The following is a 23632-nucleotide window of genomic DNA, read 5'->3' on the forward strand; positions in this document are numbered from 1 at the left end:
ATAAGCGTGGCGGTAGAGGGTCTTTTTTAACCATATTAAAACAGCGATGACATCCTAGCTGCATGATGAAAGTAGGATTATGCCAGTATAATTCATTCGTAAAGAGTGCATGCTGATTGTCTTTATTATAAAAACACACAAAGTTCACAAACGACGCACGATGATTAAAGCGACAATTAAAAATAAATGCTATTATGCCATACTATTTTGACGGATACAGTGACAAGTCTTTGCCCTTACATTACTATGTCGTCACTAACATCCAATATTGATGCAGAATAATAAGGCATAATATTATCCCTTGTTATGAAAGCGCGAAAGCAAAGCTCCATCGCTGTCCATTACGGCAGCGTACGTGCTATTCGGCGCATCTTCTATATGTTTATATAAAGACATAGAGGCTGCCTGAATAAATTTATGAACAGTTATATGGTCGATTACACCAATAATGGTGTAGATATTATTGACGTCACTTAGGTAGCATTATGCACTAAGAGGCTGTCTTGTCAGCAGATTGGTAGGTATCGTACGGTTTATGCAGCAGTCACCTCATTCCCCACAGTCTCAGTCCGTATCTATGCCAGCTGTCGATTCTGCTGCCCAGCTGTCGAATTTACAGCAGACTTATACTGTGATTCCACGCGTCCGTCCTGATACGCCTTTGCTGGATAGCATTGCAGCGCCAGCTGATCTTAATACTCTGACAACCACTCAACTTATCACCTTGGCTGATGAGCTGCGGCTATTTCTATTGTATTCAGCAGGTCAAAGCGGTGGGCATTTTGGTGCCAATTTGGGCGTGGTTGAGTTGACCATTGCGCTGCATTACTTACTAGATACGCCGCAAGATCAAATCGTTTGGGACGTGGGTCATCAAGCCTATGCCCATAAAGTCTTGACGGGTCGCCGTGATCAGTTGGCGACGATTCGCTCAAAAGATGGTTTGACTGCTTTTCCTGAGCGTGCAGAATCCGTTTACGATACCTTTGGCGTTGGTCATTCATCGACGTCAATCTCAGCTGGTTTAGGCATGGGCTTAGCACTGCGCTATCAAGGTCGCGCGCAAACCGTTGCTTGTATCATTGGTGATGGTGCAATGACCGGTGGTATGGCGTTTGAAGCGATGAATGATGCGGTGCAACAAGATGCAGATTTATTGGTCATTTTAAATGACAATGATATGTCGATCTCTTGTTCTATCGGTGGTTTTTCACGGCATTTAGCGATGCTATGGGAGTCAGGATATCAGGTTGATATCTCTGATGCAGGCGAGCCAGTACTATGCCAGCGCCCTGATATGCAAGGCTTTGATCGCCGCAAGCGTCACAAAGAGATGCGTGATGTGCCGCAGTTAGAAGACAACTTATTTAAAGCGATTGGTTTTACCTACTTTGGTCCGTTTGATGGTCACAATATCCCTGAGCTACTGCGGGTATTGTCACTTGCCAAGCAGATAAAAGGGCCTGTGTTAGTCCATATTTATACCACCAAAGGCAAAGGTTTTGCCCCAGCTGAGTTAGATCCCGTCGGCTATCATGCTATCAGCAAGCTCCCTGTCGAAATCAAGACTGATGCTCAGGCTGTCACCACAGAAAAATCGCTGTCCAACACCAAACCTGCGTTAAAATACTCGCAAGTATTTGGGCAATTCTTATGTGATAAGGCTGCTGATGACGATAAGCTGCTTGCCGTCACACCTGCTATGGAAGAAGGCTCGGGCATGATTGATTTTGCCCGTCAATTTCCGGAGCGGTTTTTTGATGTGGCCATCGCTGAGCAACACGCAGTCACACTGGCTGCTGGTATGGCAACCCAAGGCGTCAAACCGATTGTGGCGATTTATTCGACGTTTTTGCAACGTGGCTATGATCAGCTGATTCATGATGTGGCTTTGCAAAACCTTGATGTGATGTTTGCTATTGACCGAGCAGGTTTAGTCGGTGAAGACGGTGCAACTCATGCAGGCGTATTCGATTTTGCCTTTTTACGCTGCGTGCCCAATATGCTGATCGCCGCGCCAAAAGACGAAAACGAATGCTACCATTTGCTCAATACGTGCTATGAATACCAAGGCTGCACGGCAGTACGCTATCCGCGCGGTGTCGGTACTGGCGCAGTTATTGCATCGCCAGCACAGACTTATAACGTTGGCAAGGCAGTGATAGAGTCGGTAGTAGGTAGTGAGGATGCGCCTAAAAAGCTAGCGCTACTCGCATTTGGTACCATGGTTGCGACGGCTCAGCAAGCGGCAGAAAGCCTAATTGACAATGATATAGCATCAGACTGTCAGGTACATGTCATTAATATGCGCTGGGTAAAACCTTTAGACACGGCATTATTAGAAAAATTATTAGAGCAAGGTATTACACACATTGCGACTTTGGAAGAGCACATGATTATGGGCGGCGCGGGCAGTGCGGTAAATGAGTATTTGCTTAACGAATCGCCAGCCTTTAAAAACAACCGCCCTGCCGTTATTAATATCGGCATTCCAGATCGCTTTGTCGCCCATGGCTCACAAGCAGAGCAAATGGTTGATTGTGGTTTAGATGTTAATGGTGTGGTAAGGCAGCTTGAACAGTTGCTGTTGTAAGTTTAAGTTATACCTTTTAACGTTTTTAAGATTTTTAGCTGTCATTTGGACAGAGTATTGGTTAAATAGATAAAAGCTCGATCGATAGAGCGAACGCCTACTTAGTCGTAGGTGCTGACTTTTTTACAACTTACGCAGTTTGTGATGACCACCAAAATTTGGGTTGGTTTGACGAACGTCATGGTTTTTTTGTTTGTTTTATCGAACAATTTTAGTATAATGCGATCATCGCTTTTAAATGGCGCATTTTTTAATCGTATAAATACAGTGTGAGCGGCTAATTGGCATGTTGTGGGCACAGAGTTCGTCTTATTTTTGACATTCATTCATCAAGCAAATAGGTTATTTATGGAACCCATGGTCGTCATCGCAGCACGTACTGCTGAAAAAGTTGGTAAAGAGATTTTATATGCGCATCAAAACCGCCATAAAATTGAATTGGATATTGAGTCAAAAGGGCTTGATGGATTGGTTACGCGTATTGATCGCTTTAGCGAAGAGCTGACCATTGAAACCCTAAAAGCCAGCTATCCAAATCACTCGTACTTGGGTGAAGAGTTTGGTATGCAAGAAGGTCGCGGTGAAGATGCGGACTGGTGCTGGATTATTGATCCGCTAGATGGCACCAAAAACTTCGTCCATGGTGTGCCGCAGTTTTGTGTGTCTATCGCTGTGCAGCATAAAGGCGTGACCCAACATGGCGTGATCTATGACCCTGTCCGTGATGAGATGTTCTCTGCTAGCCGTGGTAAAGGCGCGCGCTTGAACAATCGCCGCATGCAAGTGAGCGAGCGCAAAACGATTGATGGCGGTCTATTTACCACTGGTCATCCGCTTGAGCGTAAACGCAATGGCGAAGTCATCTCTTATGCCAAGCAGCATTTTGAGAGCTTACAGAAAATCTCTGAAGCTGGCGGTCAAGTGCGCCGTTTAGGCTCTGCTGCGCTTGATTTATGTTATGTCGCTGCCGGTCGTTTTGATGGTTATTTTGAGATGTCAATTAAGCCTTGGGATATCGCGGCAGGTGAGCTTATCGTGACCGAAGCACGTGGCGTGGTGGTTGACCATACAGGTGCACACAACTCAATGACTTCAGGCTCTATTTTCGCCTGTAACATTAAGTTATTGAAGCCATTGATGCAAGTGGTTGTTCCAACGTGGGGTGACGTGTTTTAAGCACCACTTAAGTATAATTATTAAGATAACTTAACACTAAAAAGCTGGTTCCATTATGGAGCCAGCTTTTTTGTTTTACCATTATTCTTATAGTCACCTTTATCTTCAACCGTAATGCCTTGGAACTTAAGCGCTTTACTGGTGGTTTCCAACAGTTGCAACTCTTCTTCGATAAGCGTCAGCATTTCTTGTACATGTGGTAGTGCTTTACTACAAGCCGTAATCCCAAATTCAATCTTATCTAGATAAATAGCAAGGGTGATATTCATTGCTTGACCATTGAAGACAATAGACGCAGGGTACAACGATTGCAAACGTGCACCATTCCAATATAGTGGTTTTTCAGAACCAGGCACATTAGAGATAATCAGGTTAAACGCCTGCTTTTTGGGAAATAGACTGGTCGCTAAATTGATACCTTCCCAAGCATAGGCAATCACGCTGTAGTTAATCACTTGGGCTTGATTCATACGTCGAAAGCGGCGCTTGCCGTTATTCATACTGCGATGAATCAGTTTGATTCGGCTCAAAGGATCATCTAAATGCGTGCCCAAATTGGCTAGTACAAAGGATAATTGATTGCCTGCCACACTGTCATCTGTACGCAGCGACATCGGTACAAAAGCAATGAGTGGCTTGCTAGGCAGCGCATCCATGGAGATGAGATAACGACGAATAGCACCCGCACATACCGCCAACACCACATCGTTTTTACTGATATTTAGTCGCTCAGCAATATCGTTAAAACGCTGAATATCATAAGACTGCGCGGCTATGCGCCGTGAGGCTGAGATGCGTTTATTGAGCACACTCATCGGCGCATCAAAAGTACCGACATAACTGTCATCACCATAATTTTTCAAATTATCCAGCAGTTCGGTAAATACAGGTTTAATGGTAGATATTTGCTCTTTAATGATGCGTAATGCGGAGCGCTCTTTGGGTAAAATCGCATCGACTTGATTACGATGGCGTGCCATTAATGACCAAATCGGTAGCGTTACTGGCTCAGTGGGCGATTGTGATAATGATTTTTTGACAAGGCGCATGGCAGCAATGCCATCAACCAACGAATGGTGAATTTTGAAATATAGGGCAAAACGCTCAGGGTCGCCTTCGTTTTCTGGTTGAATACCTTCAATCACATGACATTCCCACAATGGCATGGCACGATCCAACAGCCGACCATGTTCTCTTGAAACATACATCAATAACTCGCGAACCCGTGCAGGCTTTGGTAAGGCAACATGATGGAGGTGATGCTCAACATCAAAATGCTTGTCCTTTTTCCAAAAAGCAAAATGCTCAAGCACTTGGTTAAAAGGAAAGGTAGGCGACACATCAGAATCTTGCATCTGTTTGACCAATTGGCAAACAAAACCGCTACCCGCATTCTCTGGCAATTCGAATAGAAATAGACCTCCAACATGCATGGGCTGTTTACGCGACTCAAGAAGTAAAAACAACTGGTCGACTGCTGTGAGAAGCCGCATAATAAATCCTTTTATGACGATAAGTTGAGTAAAAGTTACTTCTTTTATTATTATTTTATAGCTGACTTTTTATTAAATACTATCAATTTAATAATGGTTATTAAATTTAAAAGCTATTGAAAAAAGTATCCTGTTTGCGGTGAGCTGGCAGTCGCCATTTTGCGCATTGGCATACGACCTGCCAAAAACGCCGCGCGCCCTGCCCAGATGGCATGCTTCATGGCATGGGCCATCATGACTGGGTTTTGCGCATTGGCAATCGCCGAATTCATCAGGACGCCATCACAGCCAAGCTCCATAGCCAGCGCTGCATCAGGCCGTGCCAACGCCTGCCCAATACCGGTACTTTGGCATTCTCGATAATAAGACTGAGGGTGTGACGATTCAGCAAACCCAGACCTGAACCAATCAGCTACCAAGTGGCATAATTGCCACACAGCCCATACTTTCTAATTCTTGAGCGACGATAGGGTCGTCTGAGGTATAAACCATCACTTCAAAACCGTCATCAATCAATACTTTGGCAGCTTTTAGCGTTTCCATCACATTCGGATAGAGGGTTTTTTCATCGCCCAATACTTCAAGCTTAACCAGATTATGCCCGCCTAACAGCTCGCGAGCAAGCTTACAGGTACGAATGGCAGTCTCGGCATCGAAACAACCAGCAGTGTTGGGTAAGATGGTGTATTTATCGGGGGAAATCACATCAAGTAGATTGGGCTCATTGCTGTTTTGGCCAATATTGGTACGACGAATAGCAACGGTGACAATCTCTGCTGCCGACGCGCCAATGGCGGCGCCCGTTTCAGTCATATCTTTATATTTGCCCGTACCGACCAACAGGCGAGAAGAAAAAGTACGACTCCCGACCATAAATGTATCTTGTAAAAGGGGCGTTGGCTGAGTAGCAGTGCTCGTGTTCTCTGACATAACTGAAAATCCTAATGGCAAGTAAAACAAAATGCTATTATAACAAAATCATGCAATCTTACTTGCAGTGTTTTTTGGTTTAGCCTGTTAAGCATAATACGTTTGCTATGCTTTGACACGAGTTTCTTTCTAAGTTTGTCTTTATCTATCAGGTCGCTTTTATGATGCAACTGCCGTACAGTTTTGCGAAACGCCATCAAATTTTGGCCATACTTGCCATTGATCCTGAGCTGCCAGCGACTTTGGTGCTGACCAAAGCCACGCCATTATCAGCGATTAATGAGGCAGTGCGATTTTTACAGCAGCAAGGGGTACGCGGTGTGCCCACTTATGAAAGCATCAGCGCCGATGACTTTGAAAAGCGCATGAACGCCGCTTATGCAGGCAATACTGGTGAGTCGCAACATATTGCCGCTGGACTCGAAGACCATCCTGATCTCGATAGTTTGGCAGATAGTGTCCCTGAAACTGAAGATTTGATGGATCAACAAGATGATGCGCCTATCATTCGTCTCATCAATGCATTGTTGTCCGAAGCGATACGTTTAAACGCCTCAGATATCCATATTGAAACCTTTGAAAAACGCTTGGTCGTTCGCTTTCGTGTCGACGGTGAATTAAAAGAAATCATTACGCCAAAACGCCAATTAGCACCGTTATTGGTATCGCGTATCAAAGTCATGGCCAAGCTCGATATAGCCGAAAAACGCGTGCCACAAGATGGACGTATCAGCTTACGGCTGGCAGGGCGTGAGGTTGATGTGCGGGTATCGACATTGCCATCGAGCTTTGGTGAGCGCGTGGTCATGCGTCTATTAGATAAGCAAGCTGGTCGCTTGAATATGACGTATTTAGGGCTGTCTGATAACGATTATAGCGAGCTAAAACGCTTGATTCATCGCCCACACGGCATTATTTTGGTGACAGGGCCGACAGGTTCAGGGAAAACCACGACGCTATATTCAGCATTGACCGACCTCAATGACCAAACCCGCAATATCTTGACCGCTGAAGATCCGATTGAGTTTCAGCTCGATGGCATTGGGCAAACGCAGGTTAATAACAAAGTCGATATGACTTTTGCCAAAAGTTTACGTGCGATGTTACGCCAAGATCCGGACGTGGTCATGGTTGGTGAGATTCGCGATTTAGAAACGGCAGAGATTGCCGTACAAGCGTCGCTTACTGGACATTTGGTTTTATCAACTTTGCATACCAACACCGCCATTGGTGCCGTCACGCGTCTACAAGATATGGGCGTTGAGCCATTTTTATTATCGTCATCGCTGATTGGTGTCGTTGCCCAGCGCTTGGTGCGTACTTTATGTACACATTGTCATGGCTGGCAGGCTGCTGATAGTGAGCAAGCCAAATTATTTACTGAAATTGGTATTGTGCCAGTCTCAGAGAATGGTGCTGAAAATTTAACAACTACACCTATCAATCTACCCAGACCAGTTGGCTGCGACAAATGCAATCAATCAGGGTTTAAAGGACGGACGGCGATATACGAAGTGGTGCCGGTTGATGATACCTTGCGCCGTATGATTCATAGTAATACCGCCGAGTATGAGCTAGAGGAGTACGCACGTCAGCAGACACCGTCGATTCGTGCGGATGGGCTACATAAAGTCATTGCAGGTCGTACGACGTTAGAGGAAGTGCTACGAGTGACGAAAGAGAGTGCCTTAGCTGATGACACGATACTTGTATAAAGTGCCTAGAGTGCATTGGTGATTGTTTAATCTACCTCAGCCAAAGGGTTTGTATAGCAGATAAAACATAACTGGCTCTGGTAGCCAGTTATTTGATGGTCATTCTTTACTGTTTTTAATACTTTAGTGTTTTGAATACTTCAGTGCTTTTAATAATTTAACGTGTGACATCGCTATTATTTTGCAGCGATACATTCAACTTCAACGCTGGCACCTGCCGCCAATTCAGCGACGCCAAAGGCTGAACGTACCGGATAAGGTTTGGCCAATTCCGCTTATAGACTTTATTAAAATCGTCAAAGTCATCCATGTCTGTCAGCATCGCCATACATTTGACGATGTCTGACTTTTGATAGCCATATGTTAACAAGGTTTCATTGATATTATCAATGCTGCTTGGCTTCGGCTTTGACACCACCTTTGACCAATTTGCCATCTTTAAAACCAATTTGTCCAGACATGTATAGCGTATCGCCCACCCGTACTGCTTCTGAAAAAGGATAATTGCCACCATCACCAAGAAATACAGGGCTAGATTTAGTCACACTTGCGGTATTTGCCATTGGCGCCGCATTCGCTGTCATAGCAAGGCCTAGTGAGCACGCGCCCACGAGCAACGCCTTAGTTAAATGGGTAGTCAATTTATGGGTAATCTTGGACATCGCTGTCTCCTTATTATACGTTTTTTTCACAATTTTTTTAAATTCACTATACAAGTTTAACAAACATAATGTCTCATCACACTAGATGACACATTATGTCTTACTTATGCTTAACCAGTTATTGGTCGTTTTGCTCAGCTTCGACTTCTGTTTTAGATTCAGTGTCAGCTTCTAGCGGCTTTTCGCTACTTTTGCCTTGACGGCGGGCTTCTAATTCAGACTTAGGAATCCAAGCCCATGTCATCTCAACCACGATAGGGTCACGATCACTGTCAGACTCACGGTCATGAATGACGCACGGAATTACCATTTCGCCTTTTGGTGTATTTAGGATATCTAAGCGCTGCTCATCCGATAAAGACGCCACTGCTGCAATTTGACCTTTTTTAATCGGGCGATAAAAATTAACCGAGTATGATTTAATCAATAGTACGCGGTCAGAGGGTAGGTTTAAACCCAAAATAAAACCAGTCGCTGTTTCGGCAAGTAAGGTAATGGCGACCGCATGAATAGAGCCAATATGATTTTGCACTGCTTTGGTGTTGTTTAAGCTCACGACGACTTGGTTGGGTTCGACCGTTTCATAATAGACGCCCGTTGTGCCTACATATGGAACCACTTTACCAAAGGCTTTGGATAAGATGCTCGAGCGTGCGCTGGCAGGTAAGTACTTGGTGATAGATAACAGTTTGGTAAATTGATTGCTGATGGGCTTGAGCGTGCTGTTGGGTTTTTCGACGGGCGATCTTGTGCTGTCAGAGGTTTTGGCTGGCAATTTATTGGTTAGCTTGCTAGGGAGTTTTTTTAATAATCCTGACATACAAAATTCCTTAATGTAGATAGATTAAATGACGCTTTGAGTGTTACATATTTCATCATAGCAGCTGATAGGATGCCTATTGTGCAAGCTGCCATGCTCACTATGGTACATTAACCGCCGTCTGCCTACTATTATTAGCATGAACTGTTGCGCTTATAAAATAGGGCTAACGTCATGATACTCTAGATGCTAGGAATGCTATCGCTCAACGCAACATCGTATCACTTAGATGCTTTCATAAACAGTGCTGCTGGATGCCATAAAGACAGCCACGCTATAATGATGATATTTTAGCGTATCTTATTGATTATTTTCTTATTTCCTTTTTCTATGCTGGATGAAGCTATGCCTGACACGTCAATTCATGTGCCGACCAATATCATTTATACAGGCGTTGCTGGTACGGGAAAAACCTATCGACTGTTACAAATTGCTAAGCGATATACCGACTATCTGCCGAGAGCCGATGAGGCAGATTTGTTAGGGCAGCTATTGCAAGCGCTTAGCTGGCGTGAAATCGTATGCTTGGTACTTTTGGATTTTCAATCTAAACACCAAGACTTGGTAAAAGTGCCTGAAATCGTCAATCATGCGTTCTTTGTCGCGAAAGCCGCACAGAATGCCCGCGAAAAAAACTTAAGCAATACGGCTTGGTCTGTCCTTCAAATGCATAGCCCTACCAATTCAAAAACTGTGACTTATAAAAACCGTGCCAGCCAAGCCTATTTTGATAAAGATGAGGGCGGTGCGTGGTATTTGCTGCCAGAAAGCTTTGAGTTATTAACAGAGCTATCGCAGCAACTTGCCGAATTTCAGCAAGCGCAGCGTGATAACAGTGTCAACCAAAGCCAAGCTAATCCAAATCAAGGTTTTAGCCAGCAGCGCTTTACCATGGTTAGCTTCCATCAAGCGTATGGCTATGAAGAGTTTGTCGAAGGCATTCGTCCTGTCATGGCAGCGTCTAATTATACAACAAGTAGCTTATCTCAAATGAATTACGCCATTCAAGATGGTGCATTTTAAAACTGTGTCAAAGGGCAGCAAATGATCCAGAGCAGCGTTATGCCATCTTAATTGATGAGATCAATCGCGCCAACGTGTCACGAGTATTTGGCGAGCTACTCAGTCTAATTGAGCCAGACAAACGGGCTGGCATGGCAAACGCGATGGCCGTTCATTTGGCCTATTCTGGACGGGTTTTTAGCATCCCTGCTAACATCGATTTTATGCCACGATGAACATCCAAGATCACTCGTTAGCACCACTTGATATGGCATTACGTCGGCGCTTTCGTTTTATAGACTGTCCTCCGCAGCCCAAGTTATTACCGATGATTCATGTACACCGAAACTCAGAAACTGACAGTCCAGCAGCAACGATAGATTTGGCAAAGCTCTTAGCTGGTTTGAATGATCGCATCACGCAAACAGTGGGAATGGAAGCGCAATTGGGTATGCTTTTTTATGGTCAGTGACGGATCTTGGACAATTGCAAGCGGCGTTGGTTGAACAAATTATTCCGCAGTTAATGCAGCGACGGGTGGGCAAGAGGGTACTTTGCAATATATCTTTAGAGACGAGCAGCAGCCACTGCGAGCGCAGTTTATTCATGATAGTCATGTATCCATCAATGACAGTGTGAATGATCAAGTGAATGCTAATAGTCAAAATCCGCTGTTTACTGGTCAAAACGCATTTTTCGGTCAGTCTATGCGCACTGCTGGCTATAAGATAAATGCCGACCTCATTGCGGGGGTAGGCGATTTTGCCACACCTACTGTCTATCAACGTTTATATCCATAAAGGTGCTCAGCGTTGATAAATAAAAGCTTTAGTCATAAAGTCATAGCCAATAATATTGACAGTACCGACGTTAATGCGCGTGATACCAATATCATCACTGTGTTTGAGCATCAGCGTCTAATAGCGCATGACTTCTTACGGGTATCTGATTTCCATTGGTTGATGGCGCAAGAGTTTGCGGTATTTAGCATTAAGCGAAGACAGGGACAATGGCAGTTAAAAGTCGGACATTATATAGGGGTTATTTTACTGCCTAGCGGCATGACGCTTGAGATTTTACCTAAACTTGCGGCAAAAACTTCTAGCGATCAAGTCGCGCAGCAATCATACCTTTCACAGAATACCAGTCATCGCCATGCCAGTCATCGCCCCGATATCAGGCAAGCTCGCCAATGGGTGCAGGGCATGCTATCGGATTTGACCAATAGCAGTCATGTCAAAAACAAGCTACCCAATACAAAAAATCTAGGTCAATTTAGCAGTCAATTGTCGCCGCTATCGATAGCTGTAATGCCATTGTCAGATTGGCTTATCACGCAGTTTTTGCAGCGGCTGGCTCATTATCGACCAAGCAAACACTATCAGACGCAGGTCGATAATCAAGCATCGATACAAGGTCGACTTCTCATCAAAGAACAAATTCGCCACAACAGCATGCAGCCGCATAAGTTTGTCTGTGAGAGCAGTATACTGAGCCAAGACATGCTAGGTAATCGGCTGATTAAGAGCACGTTGATTTTGCTGACACCTTTATTTTTTCAATCAACGCTATCGAAAGCAGATGCGCCTAAATTTTTGCAGGCTTGGCAGCGAGTAGCGGCGTTGAGTTATCAAGAGCTGACACAGTTAGAGTCGATATACAAGCAAGCAAAGCGTCAGTTAGCCGTGCAACCGCTTCGAGCACCGCAACTACAGGCTGCTCAGCAATTGTTAGATATGGCTTATTGGTTACTAAGGCAGTCCAATGTGACAACAGGTAATGGTATTGCGCTAAATAAACCATCTAGGCAAAATCTGTCCTCTCCGCGTTTATGCTTGCTGATTGATATGAATCAAGCCTTTGAGCAATGGGCAAGCCTGCGCATTGCCTCGATGTTTCAGCAAGTGAGTCAACAATATCAGCCGTTATATCAAACGCAAAGTATCTGGCTAACGGATGCAGAAGGGCGCGCATGTCTGTCTATACGACCTGATTTGCTCATATATAAAACTAATGCTAATGATAATTGTCACAATCAGAATGGCACTGCGGTTATTGAAGCTAGAGAAAAAGGTCACTATAGCCATGTCATCGATATTAAATGGAAGCATTTATCGCAGACAGCCAGCATTAGTGCCAGTGATGCTTATCAACTGATGAGTTACGCTCAGGCCTATCAAGCAGGGCAGGTGTGGCTGATTTACCCAGTACAAGATAATGAGCGGTTACCAGTTGCGCTCAGCCAACAAGTGCATGATTATAAAAAGACTGATGGCGCTAACAACCATGATAATAGCCATAATGCTACTGATGAAAAAGTGAGTCCTGCGGCATTGTGGCTCGTACCATTCAATGTTCTTACTGGTACGATAAATGGCAGCTTGCTTCCTGATTGGAATAGAGTATAATGAGCGCTGTCGATGAGTAAGTAGCACTTAGCATCGTGGAGAAAAGGATTTATCATAGTGGTTTTTATGATAAATGAGCGTTTTTTAAGTAATTTAGCAGTTTTTTTAAATTAATTAAAAATAGGTGTTGACACCATCGGCTTTTCCCCTTAATATGTGCACCTCGATAGCAAGGAACGTTAACAAGTTAGTGGCATTGCCAACAACAAGTTAATCAACAAACTATCGTGATAATAGACATTTCGGAGTGTGGCGCAGTTTGGTAGCGCATCTGGTTTGGGACCAGAGGGTCGTAGGTTCGAATCCTATCACTCCGACCATCTATTTTTAAGAGCCTTACAGGCTTTTTTTTATGTATAATGGTTTAGTTTTTGATATATTTAAAACTTACTTTAGTATATAAAAGTCCTCTAAGAGCGCCTGTAGCTCAGCTGGATAGAGCATCTCCCTTCTAAGGAGGTGGCCGCAGGTTCGAATCCTGCCAGGCGCACCATTTAGCCTGCAAATCTTGCCTCATCAGGCAATAGTTATGGCGGTTGTAGCTCAGTTGGTAGAGCCCCGGGTTGTGATCTCGGTTGTCGTGGGTTCGAGTCCCATCAGTCGCCCCATATTTTATTCTGCATTATCCTCTTCTTGTTCTATCTCATTATAAAAACCTTGTTCTAAATAATAATACTTGCCATTTTTGGCTTTTTTTTGTGCCTGTATGATTGGTTTTAACCTATCTTACCCCCTGCGATTAAAATTTGTAGACTCATCAACCATTTGATTGTCTATTGATTTACTGGCCTTTTGTCTCATTTATTTTTATTATGGGTTCTCTTTCGAGACGCTCGCTATCCCTGTACGTGCCTTAAACCTGCTTTGTTATTCTTTAACAGTCTTTATATAGGATAACAAAATATAGAATAACAAAGGCAACGCTTTTAGTGATGCATCATGATAAGGTCTTAAAGCCCGTTGATATATTAGGTCATCCATTAAGAAGTGATCCATTGAAGATGATGCAGGTGTTCAGAAAACCAAAGGTCAGTTAAAAAATATATTGAATAGATTAAGTAAGCCTAAGACCATAGTAGGGATGTGAGTGCTTGTCTGAGATGCGCTGCTATGGATCTTATATTATTGAGGAAGTGATTGATGGACGCATTGAGCGTATTGCTACAAAACGTACATTTGTTTGAAACCAAGTATTATCGTTTGAATGGGACTGGTAATTGGTCTTATTCCATCACTAGACAAGATACGATTTTGTTTTATTTAGTGATGTCTGGGAGCTTTTGCATCGATGTCGGCAATGGTTTGCGACAGGCGCACGCAGGCGATATGATTATGATTCCCAGTGCCCATAAGCATGTGAGCTATGCCTTAGATCATAATGGTGACGATGCGCTACCGCTAGATGAGTTGCTGACTCATTGTAAGGAAAATACCCTTGATATCGATGGCAACGGTGATCCTAACTCGTCTTTGATATTGATTGAATGCAAGTATGACAAAGAAATGATACGTCCTTTGCTGTCTGTGCTGCCTGCGATTTTGCCTGAAATCAACGATGAGTCTGACGGTAGATTTGAGGTCATTGATGTCGAGATTAAGCTGCTGACCTTAGAAGCCGAGCGTGAGCGCATGGGCAAGACCGCGATCATCAATCATTGGGCAAGTATTATGATGATTGAATGTTTGCGGGTTTATATTGAAAGTTTGCCTGAGGCCACAGAAAACTGGCTAAAAGCCATGAAAGACCCGTTTTTGACCAAGGCGTTAGCAGCGATGCATCAAGCGCCCAATCAAAACTGGACCATTCATAAACTGGCTGAAGTCGCAGGAATGTCACGCTCAAGCTTTGCGCAGCGCTTTAAAGATACAGTTGGTATGCCGCCGCTGACCTATCTCATTGATTATCGCTTGCGCTTGGCGGCCCGTTATCTACGCTTGCAGCAAAACAGTATTGGCCGTATCAGTGAGTTGGTTGGCTATGCGTCAGACTCGACCTTTAGTCAAGCATTCAAGCGCGTTTATGGGGTATCACCAAAAGCCTATCGCCAACAATATCAACAAGAAAACATCGCATAACGTATCGTTAATACACCATAAAAGCGTTAAGGTTGCCATTAGGCCCTTAACGCTTTTTTGTTTTCTCATGGTGAAGTATGAGACTTTTATGGAGATATTTCGTCTATGGTTGACAGGTGTCGACACGGAGTATTTTGACGATGGACAGCTGACAATGTGCTTGTGTTCAGGTACTATGGAATAATGAGTCATCTAGGCGCAAACGCTTGTTTTTAGCGTAAGATATGTCACTGTATGGTGGTCAGATCGTTTGTTCTAAATGATATTTATTTTGCTGCTGATGGTATGTTATGACTGAACCGACCGCAAAGCCACGCGCAGGAGCCAATAGCCAACAAGGCTCAGCTGTGTCCGCTAAAAAACAAAGCGATATGAATCCAAGCAACGTCAAGCGTGGTCGAAAAGACAAGGCGGGTGCGACACTTGACAAAGCCATGTTATTGGCACTGTTTACGCTGCCAGATATTGAAGAGGCAGTTGTTAAAGAGACAGTCGTTAAAGAGGTCGTTAAAGCCGCCGCTGATGAGTTGTCTAATACCCCTAGCAGGGTGCAACAGCCTGCTGCTAGCGAGATGAATATTGCCGAGCAGCGTGTGGCACTGTATCGTACCCAGCATGAGCGTACGCGATTATTATATATGGCATCCGCTGCCACGCGACCTACTTATTTGGTACAAACGCTCAAATCACAATTTGCAGAACATCAGCAATACTTGTTGGCACAGCAGCTTGATAAACGCGGCTTGATGGATACCGATGGATTAGAGCGTCTTTGGCAGCAGCTGCATGTGGTCGATGACATCATCGCTGATATTGTCCGTCATATGCCAGCTCAGCAGCCAGCAGGTTGGCAACTGACTACTCAGGATGGGCGAAATCCGCTATGCTTTGCCACCGTTGGCAAATTAAAGAACAGTAAGCCTATTCGTGATCAAGGCAGTCTAAATAGCTATGTGCTTGGGCACTTCGGCGTGAGTAGTTTTACCTATGATCGCGGCTATTATATTGGACATGTCGTTGGCTACTTATTCAGCTGTTATTTTTGTGCCCATCTATCTATTAGCTATGGTGTTACGGCACTTGGTCCGCAGGTTATAGCTGATTACGATTATGCCAGTCTTGAGACGCCATATATGGTTAGACTACTACAAGGGCTGGATGGCTACTGTAAAAAACGTATTTATCAGTTGGCAGTTATCTGTGCACGATTGAGTGTCTTTGCCAGTGACAAGCGTATCGAGAGAATGCTCATTGCTGAGGTCAACGACTTCGATAAAAAACTGCAGCAGCAGCACTTAGATGTTTTGTTATTGCAAGGTTTGATGCCAGACAGTAGCGATTCTACGCCGCTTTTTTAAGCCATTTAATCTCGATAGACCGCCTTTATAAGTCCTTGTTTATTACCTTTTATTATTGATCACTTTAGGATATTCGCTGCTATGCCCGCTTATCATTATAAAGCGTTAGATGACCATGGCAGTGTGCAAAAAGGCTTGCTCGAAGGCGATTCTGCGCGGCAAGTTCGCCAGCAGCTGCGTGATAAACAATGGACGCCCGTTGAAGTCAGTGCCGTCAATGATAGACAAAACCAGAATAAAAACCGCTAAAAAAACCGTCTGCTTACGAGTTGGCATTGCTGACCCGTCAATTATCGGTATTATTGGCAGCGGGTATTCCGTTAGAGGAAACGCTTGCCGCCGTCGCCAAACAGTCACCAAAAAATCACATTAAATCTCTCATGCTTGCCGTGCGCTCTCATGTATTAGAGGGTTTGAGCTTGGCGCGAGCATTGCAGCAAGCCGCCAGTTTTCCACCACTATATATCGCGACCATTGCGGCAGGGGAAAAGTCAGGTCACTTGGATTTAATCTTGAACCAGTTGGCAGATTACACCGAAAACCGCTTTGCATTGCAAAAGAAAATCCAAGGCGCAATGGTTTATCCGATTGTGCTGATGGTGATGGCAATTGGCGTTATTATGGGTTTGATGAGTTTTGTGGTGCCCAAAATTGTCAAAGTGTTTGAGCAGTCTGAACAGGCATTGCCGCTGATTACCCAAATTGTTCTTAGCCTATCTAACCTCATTACGCAGTGGTGGTGGCTGATGCTGATAGTATTGTCAGGAACGGCATTTTTGTTTTATCGTTTTGCGCAGACGCAAGCGGGTAAGTTAGCGATAGACAGCATCGTGCTAAGACTACCAATATTGGCGCGGTTATCAAAAGGGCTGAATGCAGCACGTTTTGCCAGTACATTGGCGATATTGGTACGCTCAGGGGTGCCGTTGATTGAGGCATTGCATATTGGTGCGGCGGTGACGACCAATTTACACATTCAAAAAACCATCATCACTGCGGCTGATAGGGTGACGGAAGGCTCAAGCTTATCGAGTCAATTAGAAAAGTCCAGTTACTTTCCGCCGATGATGGTGCAAATGATTAAAAGTGGCGAAAACTCAGGTGAGCTTGAGAATATGCTCAGCCGCGCCGCCAATATGCAGGAAGCAGAAGCCACCAACTTTATCAGTACCTTATTATCGCTACTTGAGCCGTTGATGCTAGTGCTGATGGGCGTGGTAGTCATGATTATCGTGATGGCAGTGATGCTGCCGATTGTCAATATGAATGATCTGGCAGGATAATGAGCACTCAAATCTTCTGAGCTTGTGTGCCTCCCGCTCACATTTCTATTGTAGCTATCTTACTAAATATTACGCTAGCTTTCTTAAGATTTGCTTACTGTTGTAGATTGTTGACTGAGCCAGGTTTTTACTAGGGTAAAGCCAGCCATCAAGCTATAGTAAGCGTCAGTCAAAAGTTATCCTTATAAATAGAGTCGGTTCAAGATAATTTAGATACAAGGAAGGTGAGTGAAAGTACTACACATAGTAGACTGAGCGAGCCTGACACAGTATCTAATTTATATAGGAACGACTATATTACTCGTCATGCTGTGGTTCAGTATTGATGCTTATAAAAGTCAAGGTTCATAACAATCTACTTGCGATGCTAGGGCGTTTCCTTATTTTAAAAATTGTGATAAAAATGAGATAAATTGCCGTCAAACAAGGAAAGTAGCGCAAATAATATCGAGATATTAACAAGCTATTTGACGATGTTTGGCAAAATTTAGCTGTTTTTAGGCCATTTAGAAAGTAAACGATTGAATTGAGGACACGCCCTAGATAAAAATAAAATCATGGTTTATAGTGATAATCGTTTCAGTGCTCATTAATACGCCGATCATTAATGTTACTTGAACGCCACTTTTCCTATTTACATCACCCTGATGCCAAAAGCGATGATAAAAGCGATGACTATAATTGACAAAATTCAAGTAACTACTATGCCAACAAGTGCTATGAGTGACGACCAGTTTCAGGCAAGTAATATGAGTGCCAGCAAGCCAGCTCCTACGAGAGCCAGTCAGCCACTGCCTATGCGTAATAACCAGTCTGGATTTACCCTCATCGAGATTATGGTCGTGATTGTGATCTTGGCAATTCTTGCAGGCTTAGTTGTCCCGAAAGTAGTGGGGCAAAGTGATAAGGCTCGCGTTAAGACCATGAAACAGCACTTGCTACAGTATCCAACGCCCTTGATATGTATAAAGTTGATAATTCGCGCTACCCGACTACCGCTCAAGGTCTAGAAGCACTTACCACACCTCCAAGAGGCCAAAAAACTACCCAGACGGTGGTTATATCAAAGGCGGCTACCCAACAGATGGCTGGGAAAACGAGATGCAATATGTCGCTCCAGGCAGTGAAGGTCGTCCTTATGATTTATTTTCGCTAGGTGCAGATGGCCAGCAAGGCGGCGAAGGTCAAGATGCTGATCTTTATGCTCAATTATAAGTATTAGCTTGATGAGCAATTAAAATATGGGTAGCTAACGATCCCTTACTCCATAGTATGTTATTGGTGACGGTCGCTCTAATGCTCTTAAATATCAACCAATAAGACCTTATTGGTTGATATTTTTATATCAGTAACTAAGTGGCATAGCATCCCATAGATAATGTCAAACCATCCATTTTTCCAAAAAGCTATACGTTTGATACTAGTCATATCGCCCCGCTCATTTGTCATTAAAATCAGCCAGTAGAGGTCATTGCTCATGTTTACCAACAAACTCAACTCACAAGCCGTCATTACAAATAAACGAGTCTCTAAGTGCCTCACGCACTGCAATTATGAGTACTTCATTGATGATAGGGTTGTCGATGGCATCTATGAGCGCTCAAGCTGCAGGTTTGGGCGAGTTATTTGCTAATAATGGTGCCGCACAATCGAAGTTTTTGCCTGTCGATAAAGCGTTTCAAGTTATTAGCAGCACTAAGGCCACGTCTAAGGGCACGCGCTTATCTATTAATTTTGATATTACGCCAGGTCATTATGTCTATAAAGATCAGCTTACTCTCAGTTTTCCTAAGGGCGTGAGTGCAACCCCCTTTACTTTTAGTCAGTCGCCGGTCTCCATTGACGACCCAACCTTTGGTAAGGTTCCCGTTTTTACCCAAAAAAACATGGTAGCAACCACGACTCTGACTACTAACAATGGTAAAGGCGCAAAAAATGCACCGATTGTCATTGGCTGGCAAGGCTGTGCAAAAGCTGGGCTGTGCTATCCGCCAGAGAAAATCAAAACCACGGTTGATATCGCCGTGACACGCAAATAGACCACAAGCCGATCGACTCAAATATTGGTAATAAATAGCATATTAGGTAATAAATAGGTAGCTCTTCATGTCCATCAAGACAATAGAAAAAACACCATCGCTAACGGTACATCGCTCGTCCAAAAAATCTTATCTACTAGCATTTGCGGTCTCTAGTAGCTCGTTGTTTACAGGACTGGCTGCGATGCCCATGATGACTCATGCGGCAGGGCTGGGTGATTTATTTAGCAGTGATAAAAATGCGGCACAGACGAAGTTTTTACCAGTGGACAAAGCTTTCCAAGTCAGTGATAACAGTAAAGCTACCAATAATGGCACGCGCTTAGCCATTAATTTTGACATTACGCCTGAGCATTATGTTTATAAAGACCAAATCAAACTGACGTTGCCAGCTGGCGTGACCGCCGCGCCTTTTACCTTTAGTCAAAAGCCAGTTTCAATCGATGATCCGACATTCGGAAAAGTACTGGTGTTTGACCAAGCGAATATGGTGGCGACGACGACCTTGAGCAGCAGTAATGGTAAAAGCGTCGACGATGCCGCCGTGGTGATTGGCTGGCAAGGCTGTGCCAAAGCAGGACTATGCTATCCACCTGAAAAAATTAAAACGACAATTGATATCGCTGCTGCAACACCACAAATTGCAGGAAATAGCGCCAGTACTTCTACTCAAGAAGCTGCTAACAACAACTGACAGATAATGACAACACCGCTGAGTCAAGTGCGACGGTTGCCGATAGTCTTGCAGCAGAGCAAGCGCTGACTGATGATGGGGTGATTGATTATGCCTTGTTGGATGATGAGGCTTTAGAGGGAGAGCTTGGCGCTACCAATACGATTTCTGGCGCAGATGAACAAGGCGTCGATGGCACTACGACAAGTGAAATTCCTGCGACAACCAACAATACTGTTGCTGGAAATAATGCCACTGATAGCGATCCTTTTGGTCTGGCTTCTCATCCTTGGTTGGCATTGGTATTATTGTTTTTAGCAGGGCTGGGTTTGGCATTGACACCATGCGTACTACCAATGTTGCCAATCGTTGCCAATATCGTTGCCCGTGAGGAGAATCCAACGGTGAAACGCGGTGTTATTCTCACCACCAGCTATGCTATTGGCGTGGCAACAGCTTATGGTATTTTGGGCGCAGTTATCGCCGTGTTTGGTGAATCATTAGGCATTATCGGCTGGCTACAAAACCCCATTATCCTGATTGGTTTTGCGATTGTTTTTGTCCTACTTGCACTATATATGCTGGGTGTGTTTAGTATCCGCTTACCGAGATTTATGAGTAATAAAATGCAAGGCTTGAGTCAAGCAGGGGATAGTAAGCTGGGTAGTACGGGCGGTAGTTTAATCGCGGGTTTCTTATCTGCGCTCGTCGTATCGCCTTGCGTTTCTGCGCCATTGTTTGGGGCACTGCTTGCCGTATCGACGATTGGTAGTCCACTACTGGGTTTTGCAGCTTTATTTATGCTGGGTTTTGGTTTATCCGCACCACTTATCTTAATTGGTGCCACCCAAGGTAAAATTATGCCGAAAGCGGGCGCGTGGATGAATTGGGTCAAGCAAGGTTTTGCCTTATTGCTCTTTGCCGTTGCTTTATTATTAATTGAGCGCGTCTTTATCTCACCCGTGATGCTGATGGTATGGGCGTTATGGTTTATGGTTGTAGCGATGTGGGCGTGGAGCTGGTTGGGTAAAGGTCGTATGCTGACCCAAGCATTGGGATTAATCGCTGGTATTTGGGCAACATGTTTAGTCATCGGCGCGGCGTTGGGTAACGATGATAGCTTGCATCCGCTGGCATCTTTGAGTGCTGCTCCGATGATGCAGACGACTGGTCAGCCAGCCATGAGTAATACAACAGATAAAACCGTCACAACGCTGACTGAGTTAGATGCCATTATCGCCGCCAACCCTAAAGTGCTTGTCGATGTCACTGCTGAATGGTGTATCGAGTGCCGTATTATGGATAAAAACTTATTTCATAATCGTCCAGCGCAGATGCAGGATTGGCAGTTGGTGAGACTGGATATAACAGAAACTACGGACGATTCTAAAGCAATCTTAGCGCGCTATAAATTGTTTGGTCCGCCAGCATTGCTGTATTATCAAGACGGTCAGTTGACCAATCAACAAGTAGGCGAGATTGATCGTCCAGAGTTTGAACAAGCATTGACGATGCTTAATAACTGATATCTTAATAACTGATACTTAATAAAACGAATAAGTCTTTTCTAAAGGCTTAACAATACAAAAGAGCCAATGTACTATTCATACAGTACGTTGGCTCTTTTATTTTTATCAATGGTTACCTGTCATCCTGACGCTAAGCATTTGGTTTAGCGTTGATTATTGATATTTACATTGGTATAGAGCAGCGATAACGCTAGTATAGTACACGCATTTTCATTACAATAAAGCAACAATGCTGAAGGCGCATTACTCGTTGTAACTGCTCACTTCTATATCTGAATGTCATTGGGTTTATTTTAGCGATGACGCTGATGGTCATACTCATTATCTTATATACTCTGCTGGCGATAATGTCAGTTAGATAAAGGACACTTATGTTTTCCCATATCACCGCACAGCGCCGCTCTATGCCTCTTATTACAGCGCGCAAAACACTTTATTTCAGACAAGAAAGCATTATTTGAATATTGCTGTTGGTCTAGCGCTAACCTGCTTGACCGTGCAAGTCCAAGCTGCCGATAAAACTCAGAGCGATAATGAGTTACCAGTACCGGAGGCAGCGTTTGAGTTTGAAGATTATCAGGTGTCACAGGATGCCAATACAGCTGCGCAAGATCGCCAAGTAGTCAGTAAAGAATTTATCGCCCAGCAAGCAAAATTGTTTTTTGAATGTACCCAAGTACAGACCAGTGCTGCACGTTTGGCTTGCTTTGACAAAGTGGCCGAAGAAGGTAAAACACCGAGTTACACCACAACTAAGCAGCCAGTAGATTTGGCAAAAACCTTTCAAAGTACGCTTTCAGGTAATCCGCAAGTTGTCTTTGTAGAAGAGAAATCTACCATTGCTGGTGCTAATAATGCCGCTACTGACTCAGTTGCGCGCGCGCCTGCTATTAATGAAGGTTTAGACACCGTTGGGCTGACACAAAGAGAAGCACAAGTTTTAGAAAATGTTGGGGTCACTCAAAAAGATATCGAAAAATATACACCGCTTAGTTTATCCTATGATCTAGATAAAAACAGTGAGCGTGGGACTTGGACCGTCAGACCATACCGACCAACCTATGTATTGCCAGTATTTTATACCTTTGACCCTAATCTTAGCCCAACTCCTAGTAATCCAGATGAGCCCGGTGAAACATTCACCTCTAATGACACCCGTAATACAGAGCTAAAGTTCCAGCTGTCATTAAAGACCAAAGTGATGGAAGATTTGTTTGATACCAGTGCCGATTTATGGTTTGGTTATACCCAAGAGTCACATTGGCAAGTTTATAACGAAGACAACTCGCGACCATTCCGTGCCACCGACTATCAGCCTGAAATATTTTTGACTCAGCCAGTGACAGCAGATTTACCTTTTGGTGGTCGTCTTCGTATGCTTGGTGCTGGTGCCATTCATCATTCTAATGGACAAGACGATCCGTTATCACGCTCATGGAACCGTGCTTATCTCATGGCAGGGGCAGAGTGGGGTAAGCTATCAATCGTACCGCGCCTGTGGGCTCGAGTGAATAGTGAAAGCAGCAGCAGTGAAGACAATCCAGATATCGAGGACTACATGGGTTATGGTGATATCAAATTCTTATATGATTTGCCTGATCAACAGAGCCTGAGCGGTACATTGCGCTACAATCCAAGCACCAATAAAGGGGCGGCGCAAGTCGATTATATTTATCCATTATCAGAGAATGTTAATGGCTTCGTTCAGGTTTTCCAAGGCTATGGCGAATCCATCATCGATTATAACCACGAAAATACCTCTATTGGTTTTGGTATCGTACTGAATGATTGGAAAGGTTTCTAATATCAGCGCACATTTTGATAATCGTCCATGCGACTTTTAGCGCCTTATCAAACTGGACTATGGCTGGCAGA

The 23632-nt window shown here is 44.0% G+C and carries 17 protein-coding genes, 3 tRNA genes and 4 pseudogenes; 18 read left to right on the top strand and 6 right to left on the bottom strand.

The window, feature by feature from the left end:
- Positions 1-535 precede the first annotated feature (535 nt).
- Together dxs and G7Y90_RS05415 are read left to right on the top strand one after the other, a co-directional pair.
- Positions 536-2593, top strand: a complete 2058-nt coding sequence (gene dxs, locus G7Y90_RS05410) for a 1-deoxy-D-xylulose-5-phosphate synthase (protein ID WP_250163602.1) — start codon at positions 536-538, stop codon at positions 2591-2593.
- Positions 2594-2941: 348 nt separating this feature from the next.
- Positions 2942-3769: an inositol monophosphatase family protein gene (locus G7Y90_RS05415; RefSeq protein ID WP_250163603.1), complete on the top strand. Its 828-nt coding sequence runs from the start codon at positions 2942-2944 to the stop codon at positions 3767-3769.
- A 53-nt stretch (positions 3770-3822) separates the two neighbouring features.
- Here the strand turns inward: G7Y90_RS05415 and G7Y90_RS05420 are convergent, their stop codons facing one another.
- Positions 3823-5262: a WS/DGAT/MGAT family O-acyltransferase gene (locus G7Y90_RS05420; RefSeq protein ID WP_250163604.1), complete on the bottom strand. Its 1440-nt coding sequence runs from the start codon at positions 5260-5262 to the stop codon at positions 3823-3825.
- Positions 5263-5375: 113 nt separating this feature from the next.
- Positions 5376-6192 (bottom strand): annotated as a pseudogene (locus G7Y90_RS05425) (thiazole synthase).
- 161 nt (positions 6193-6353) lie between these two features.
- Between G7Y90_RS05425 and gspE the strand changes: the two are divergent.
- Positions 6354-7907: a type II secretion system ATPase GspE gene (gspE, locus tag G7Y90_RS05430; RefSeq protein ID WP_198329571.1), complete on the top strand. Its 1554-nt coding sequence runs from the start codon at positions 6354-6356 to the stop codon at positions 7905-7907.
- 176 nt (positions 7908-8083) lie between these two features.
- On the opposite strand, the gene G7Y90_RS05435 is transcribed toward gspE, so the two are convergent.
- The 4 genes and pseudogenes from G7Y90_RS05435 to G7Y90_RS05450 form a co-directional block, all read right to left on the bottom strand.
- Complete coding sequence (locus G7Y90_RS05435; protein ID WP_250164042.1) at positions 8084-8176, bottom strand: RidA family protein; 93 nt, start codon at positions 8174-8176, stop codon at positions 8084-8086.
- A gap of 47 nt (positions 8177-8223) precedes the next feature.
- A pseudogene (locus G7Y90_RS05440) lies at positions 8224-8343 on the bottom strand (hypothetical protein); the annotation flags it as partial.
- On the bottom strand, positions 8294-8569 hold the full coding sequence (locus G7Y90_RS05445) for a Rid family hydrolase (protein WP_250163605.1): 276 nt from the start codon (positions 8567-8569) through the stop codon (positions 8294-8296). The pseudogene G7Y90_RS05440 and the gene G7Y90_RS05445, both read right to left, overlap by 50 nt.
- A 118-nt stretch (positions 8570-8687) precedes the next feature.
- Positions 8688-9389, bottom strand: a complete 702-nt coding sequence (locus G7Y90_RS05450) for a DUF4442 domain-containing protein (protein ID WP_201580827.1) — start codon at positions 9387-9389, stop codon at positions 8688-8690.
- Positions 9390-9734: 345 nt separating this feature from the next.
- Between G7Y90_RS05450 and G7Y90_RS05455 the strand changes: the two genes are divergently transcribed.
- The 15 genes and pseudogenes from G7Y90_RS05455 (at position 9735) to G7Y90_RS05525 (ending at position 23561) form a co-directional block, all read left to right on the top strand.
- On the top strand, positions 9735-10412 hold the full coding sequence (locus tag G7Y90_RS05455) for a hypothetical protein (protein ID WP_250163606.1): 678 nt from the start codon (positions 9735-9737) through the stop codon (positions 10410-10412).
- 211 nt (positions 10413-10623) lie between these two features.
- Positions 10624-10863, top strand: a complete 240-nt coding sequence (locus tag G7Y90_RS05460; protein ID WP_250163607.1) for a hypothetical protein — start codon at positions 10624-10626, stop codon at positions 10861-10863.
- An 82-nt stretch (positions 10864-10945) separates the two neighbouring features.
- Complete coding sequence (locus G7Y90_RS05465; protein ID WP_250163608.1) at positions 10946-11191, top strand: hypothetical protein; 246 nt, start codon at positions 10946-10948, stop codon at positions 11189-11191.
- Positions 11192-11203: 12 nt separating this feature from the next.
- Positions 11204-12799: an McrC family protein gene (locus G7Y90_RS05470; RefSeq protein ID WP_250163609.1), complete on the top strand. Its 1596-nt coding sequence runs from the start codon at positions 11204-11206 to the stop codon at positions 12797-12799.
- A 243-nt stretch (positions 12800-13042) separates the two neighbouring features.
- Positions 13043-13119 (top strand) — tRNA-Pro (locus tag G7Y90_RS05475).
- A 96-nt stretch (positions 13120-13215) separates the two neighbouring features.
- Positions 13216-13292 (top strand) — tRNA-Arg (locus G7Y90_RS05480).
- Positions 13293-13331: 39 nt separating this feature from the next.
- A tRNA-His gene (locus tag G7Y90_RS05485) sits at positions 13332-13407 on the top strand.
- Between the two features lie 532 nt (positions 13408-13939).
- Complete coding sequence (locus G7Y90_RS05490) at positions 13940-14875, top strand: AraC family transcriptional regulator (RefSeq protein ID WP_045452534.1); 936 nt, start codon at positions 13940-13942, stop codon at positions 14873-14875.
- A gap of 290 nt (positions 14876-15165) precedes the next feature.
- The gene (locus G7Y90_RS05495; protein WP_250163610.1) at positions 15166-16233 is read left to right on the top strand and encodes a hypothetical protein; all 1068 of its coding nucleotides are present in this window, start codon (positions 15166-15168) and stop codon (positions 16231-16233) included.
- Between the two features lie 81 nt (positions 16234-16314).
- Positions 16315-17516: pseudogene (gene gspF / locus G7Y90_RS05500) on the top strand (type II secretion system inner membrane protein GspF).
- Positions 17517-18313: 797 nt separating this feature from the next.
- Positions 18314-18731 (top strand): annotated as a pseudogene (gene gspG, locus G7Y90_RS05505) (type II secretion system major pseudopilin GspG).
- Between the two features lie 338 nt (positions 18732-19069).
- Entirely contained in the window at positions 19070-19555 is a 486-nt protein-coding gene (locus G7Y90_RS05510; protein ID WP_250163611.1) for a protein-disulfide reductase DsbD domain-containing protein, read from the top strand.
- Positions 19556-19622: 67 nt separating this feature from the next.
- Complete coding sequence (locus tag G7Y90_RS05515) at positions 19623-20249, top strand: protein-disulfide reductase DsbD N-terminal domain-containing protein (RefSeq protein ID WP_250163612.1); 627 nt, start codon at positions 19623-19625, stop codon at positions 20247-20249.
- Between the two features lie 80 nt (positions 20250-20329).
- Positions 20330-21754, top strand: coding sequence for a protein-disulfide reductase DsbD family protein (locus G7Y90_RS05520; RefSeq protein WP_250163613.1), 1425 nt, complete (start codon positions 20330-20332; stop codon positions 21752-21754).
- A 460-nt stretch (positions 21755-22214) separates the two neighbouring features.
- Positions 22215-23561: a phospholipase A gene (locus G7Y90_RS05525; RefSeq protein ID WP_250163614.1), complete on the top strand. Its 1347-nt coding sequence runs from the start codon at positions 22215-22217 to the stop codon at positions 23559-23561.
- Positions 23562-23632 lie beyond the last annotated feature (71 nt).

This window comes from Psychrobacter sp. WY6 (genome assembly GCF_018448495.1).
Taxonomy (GTDB): Bacteria; Pseudomonadota; Gammaproteobacteria; order Pseudomonadales; family Moraxellaceae; genus Psychrobacter.

Bases quoted from the DNA above. Each gene is read 5' to 3' on its own strand.
- dxs (WP_250163602.1), top strand. From the start codon at position 536: ATGCAGCAGTCACCTCATTCCCCACAGTCTCAGTCCGTATCTATGCCA.
- G7Y90_RS05415 (WP_250163603.1), top strand. From the start codon at position 2,942: ATGGAACCCATGGTCGTCATCGCAGCACGTACTGCTGAAAAAGTTGGT.
- G7Y90_RS05420 (WP_250163604.1), bottom strand. From the start codon at position 5,262: ATGCGGCTTCTCACAGCAGTCGACCAGTTGTTTTTACTTCTTGAGTCG.
- gspE (WP_198329571.1), top strand. From the start codon at position 6,354: ATGATGCAACTGCCGTACAGTTTTGCGAAACGCCATCAAATTTTGGCC.
- G7Y90_RS05445 (WP_250163605.1), bottom strand. From the start codon at position 8,569: ATGTCCAAGATTACCCATAAATTGACTACCCATTTAACTAAGGCGTTG.
- G7Y90_RS05450 (WP_201580827.1), bottom strand. From the start codon at position 9,389: ATGTCAGGATTATTAAAAAAACTCCCTAGCAAGCTAACCAATAAATTG.
- G7Y90_RS05455 (WP_250163606.1), top strand. From the start codon at position 9,735: ATGCCTGACACGTCAATTCATGTGCCGACCAATATCATTTATACAGGC.
- G7Y90_RS05460 (WP_250163607.1), top strand. From the start codon at position 10,624: ATGAACATCCAAGATCACTCGTTAGCACCACTTGATATGGCATTACGT.
- G7Y90_RS05490 (WP_045452534.1), top strand. From the start codon at position 13,940: ATGGACGCATTGAGCGTATTGCTACAAAACGTACATTTGTTTGAAACC.
- G7Y90_RS05495 (WP_250163610.1), top strand. From the start codon at position 15,166: ATGACTGAACCGACCGCAAAGCCACGCGCAGGAGCCAATAGCCAACAA.
- G7Y90_RS05510 (WP_250163611.1), top strand. From the start codon at position 19,070: ATGAGTACTTCATTGATGATAGGGTTGTCGATGGCATCTATGAGCGCT.
- G7Y90_RS05515 (WP_250163612.1), top strand. From the start codon at position 19,623: ATGTCCATCAAGACAATAGAAAAAACACCATCGCTAACGGTACATCGC.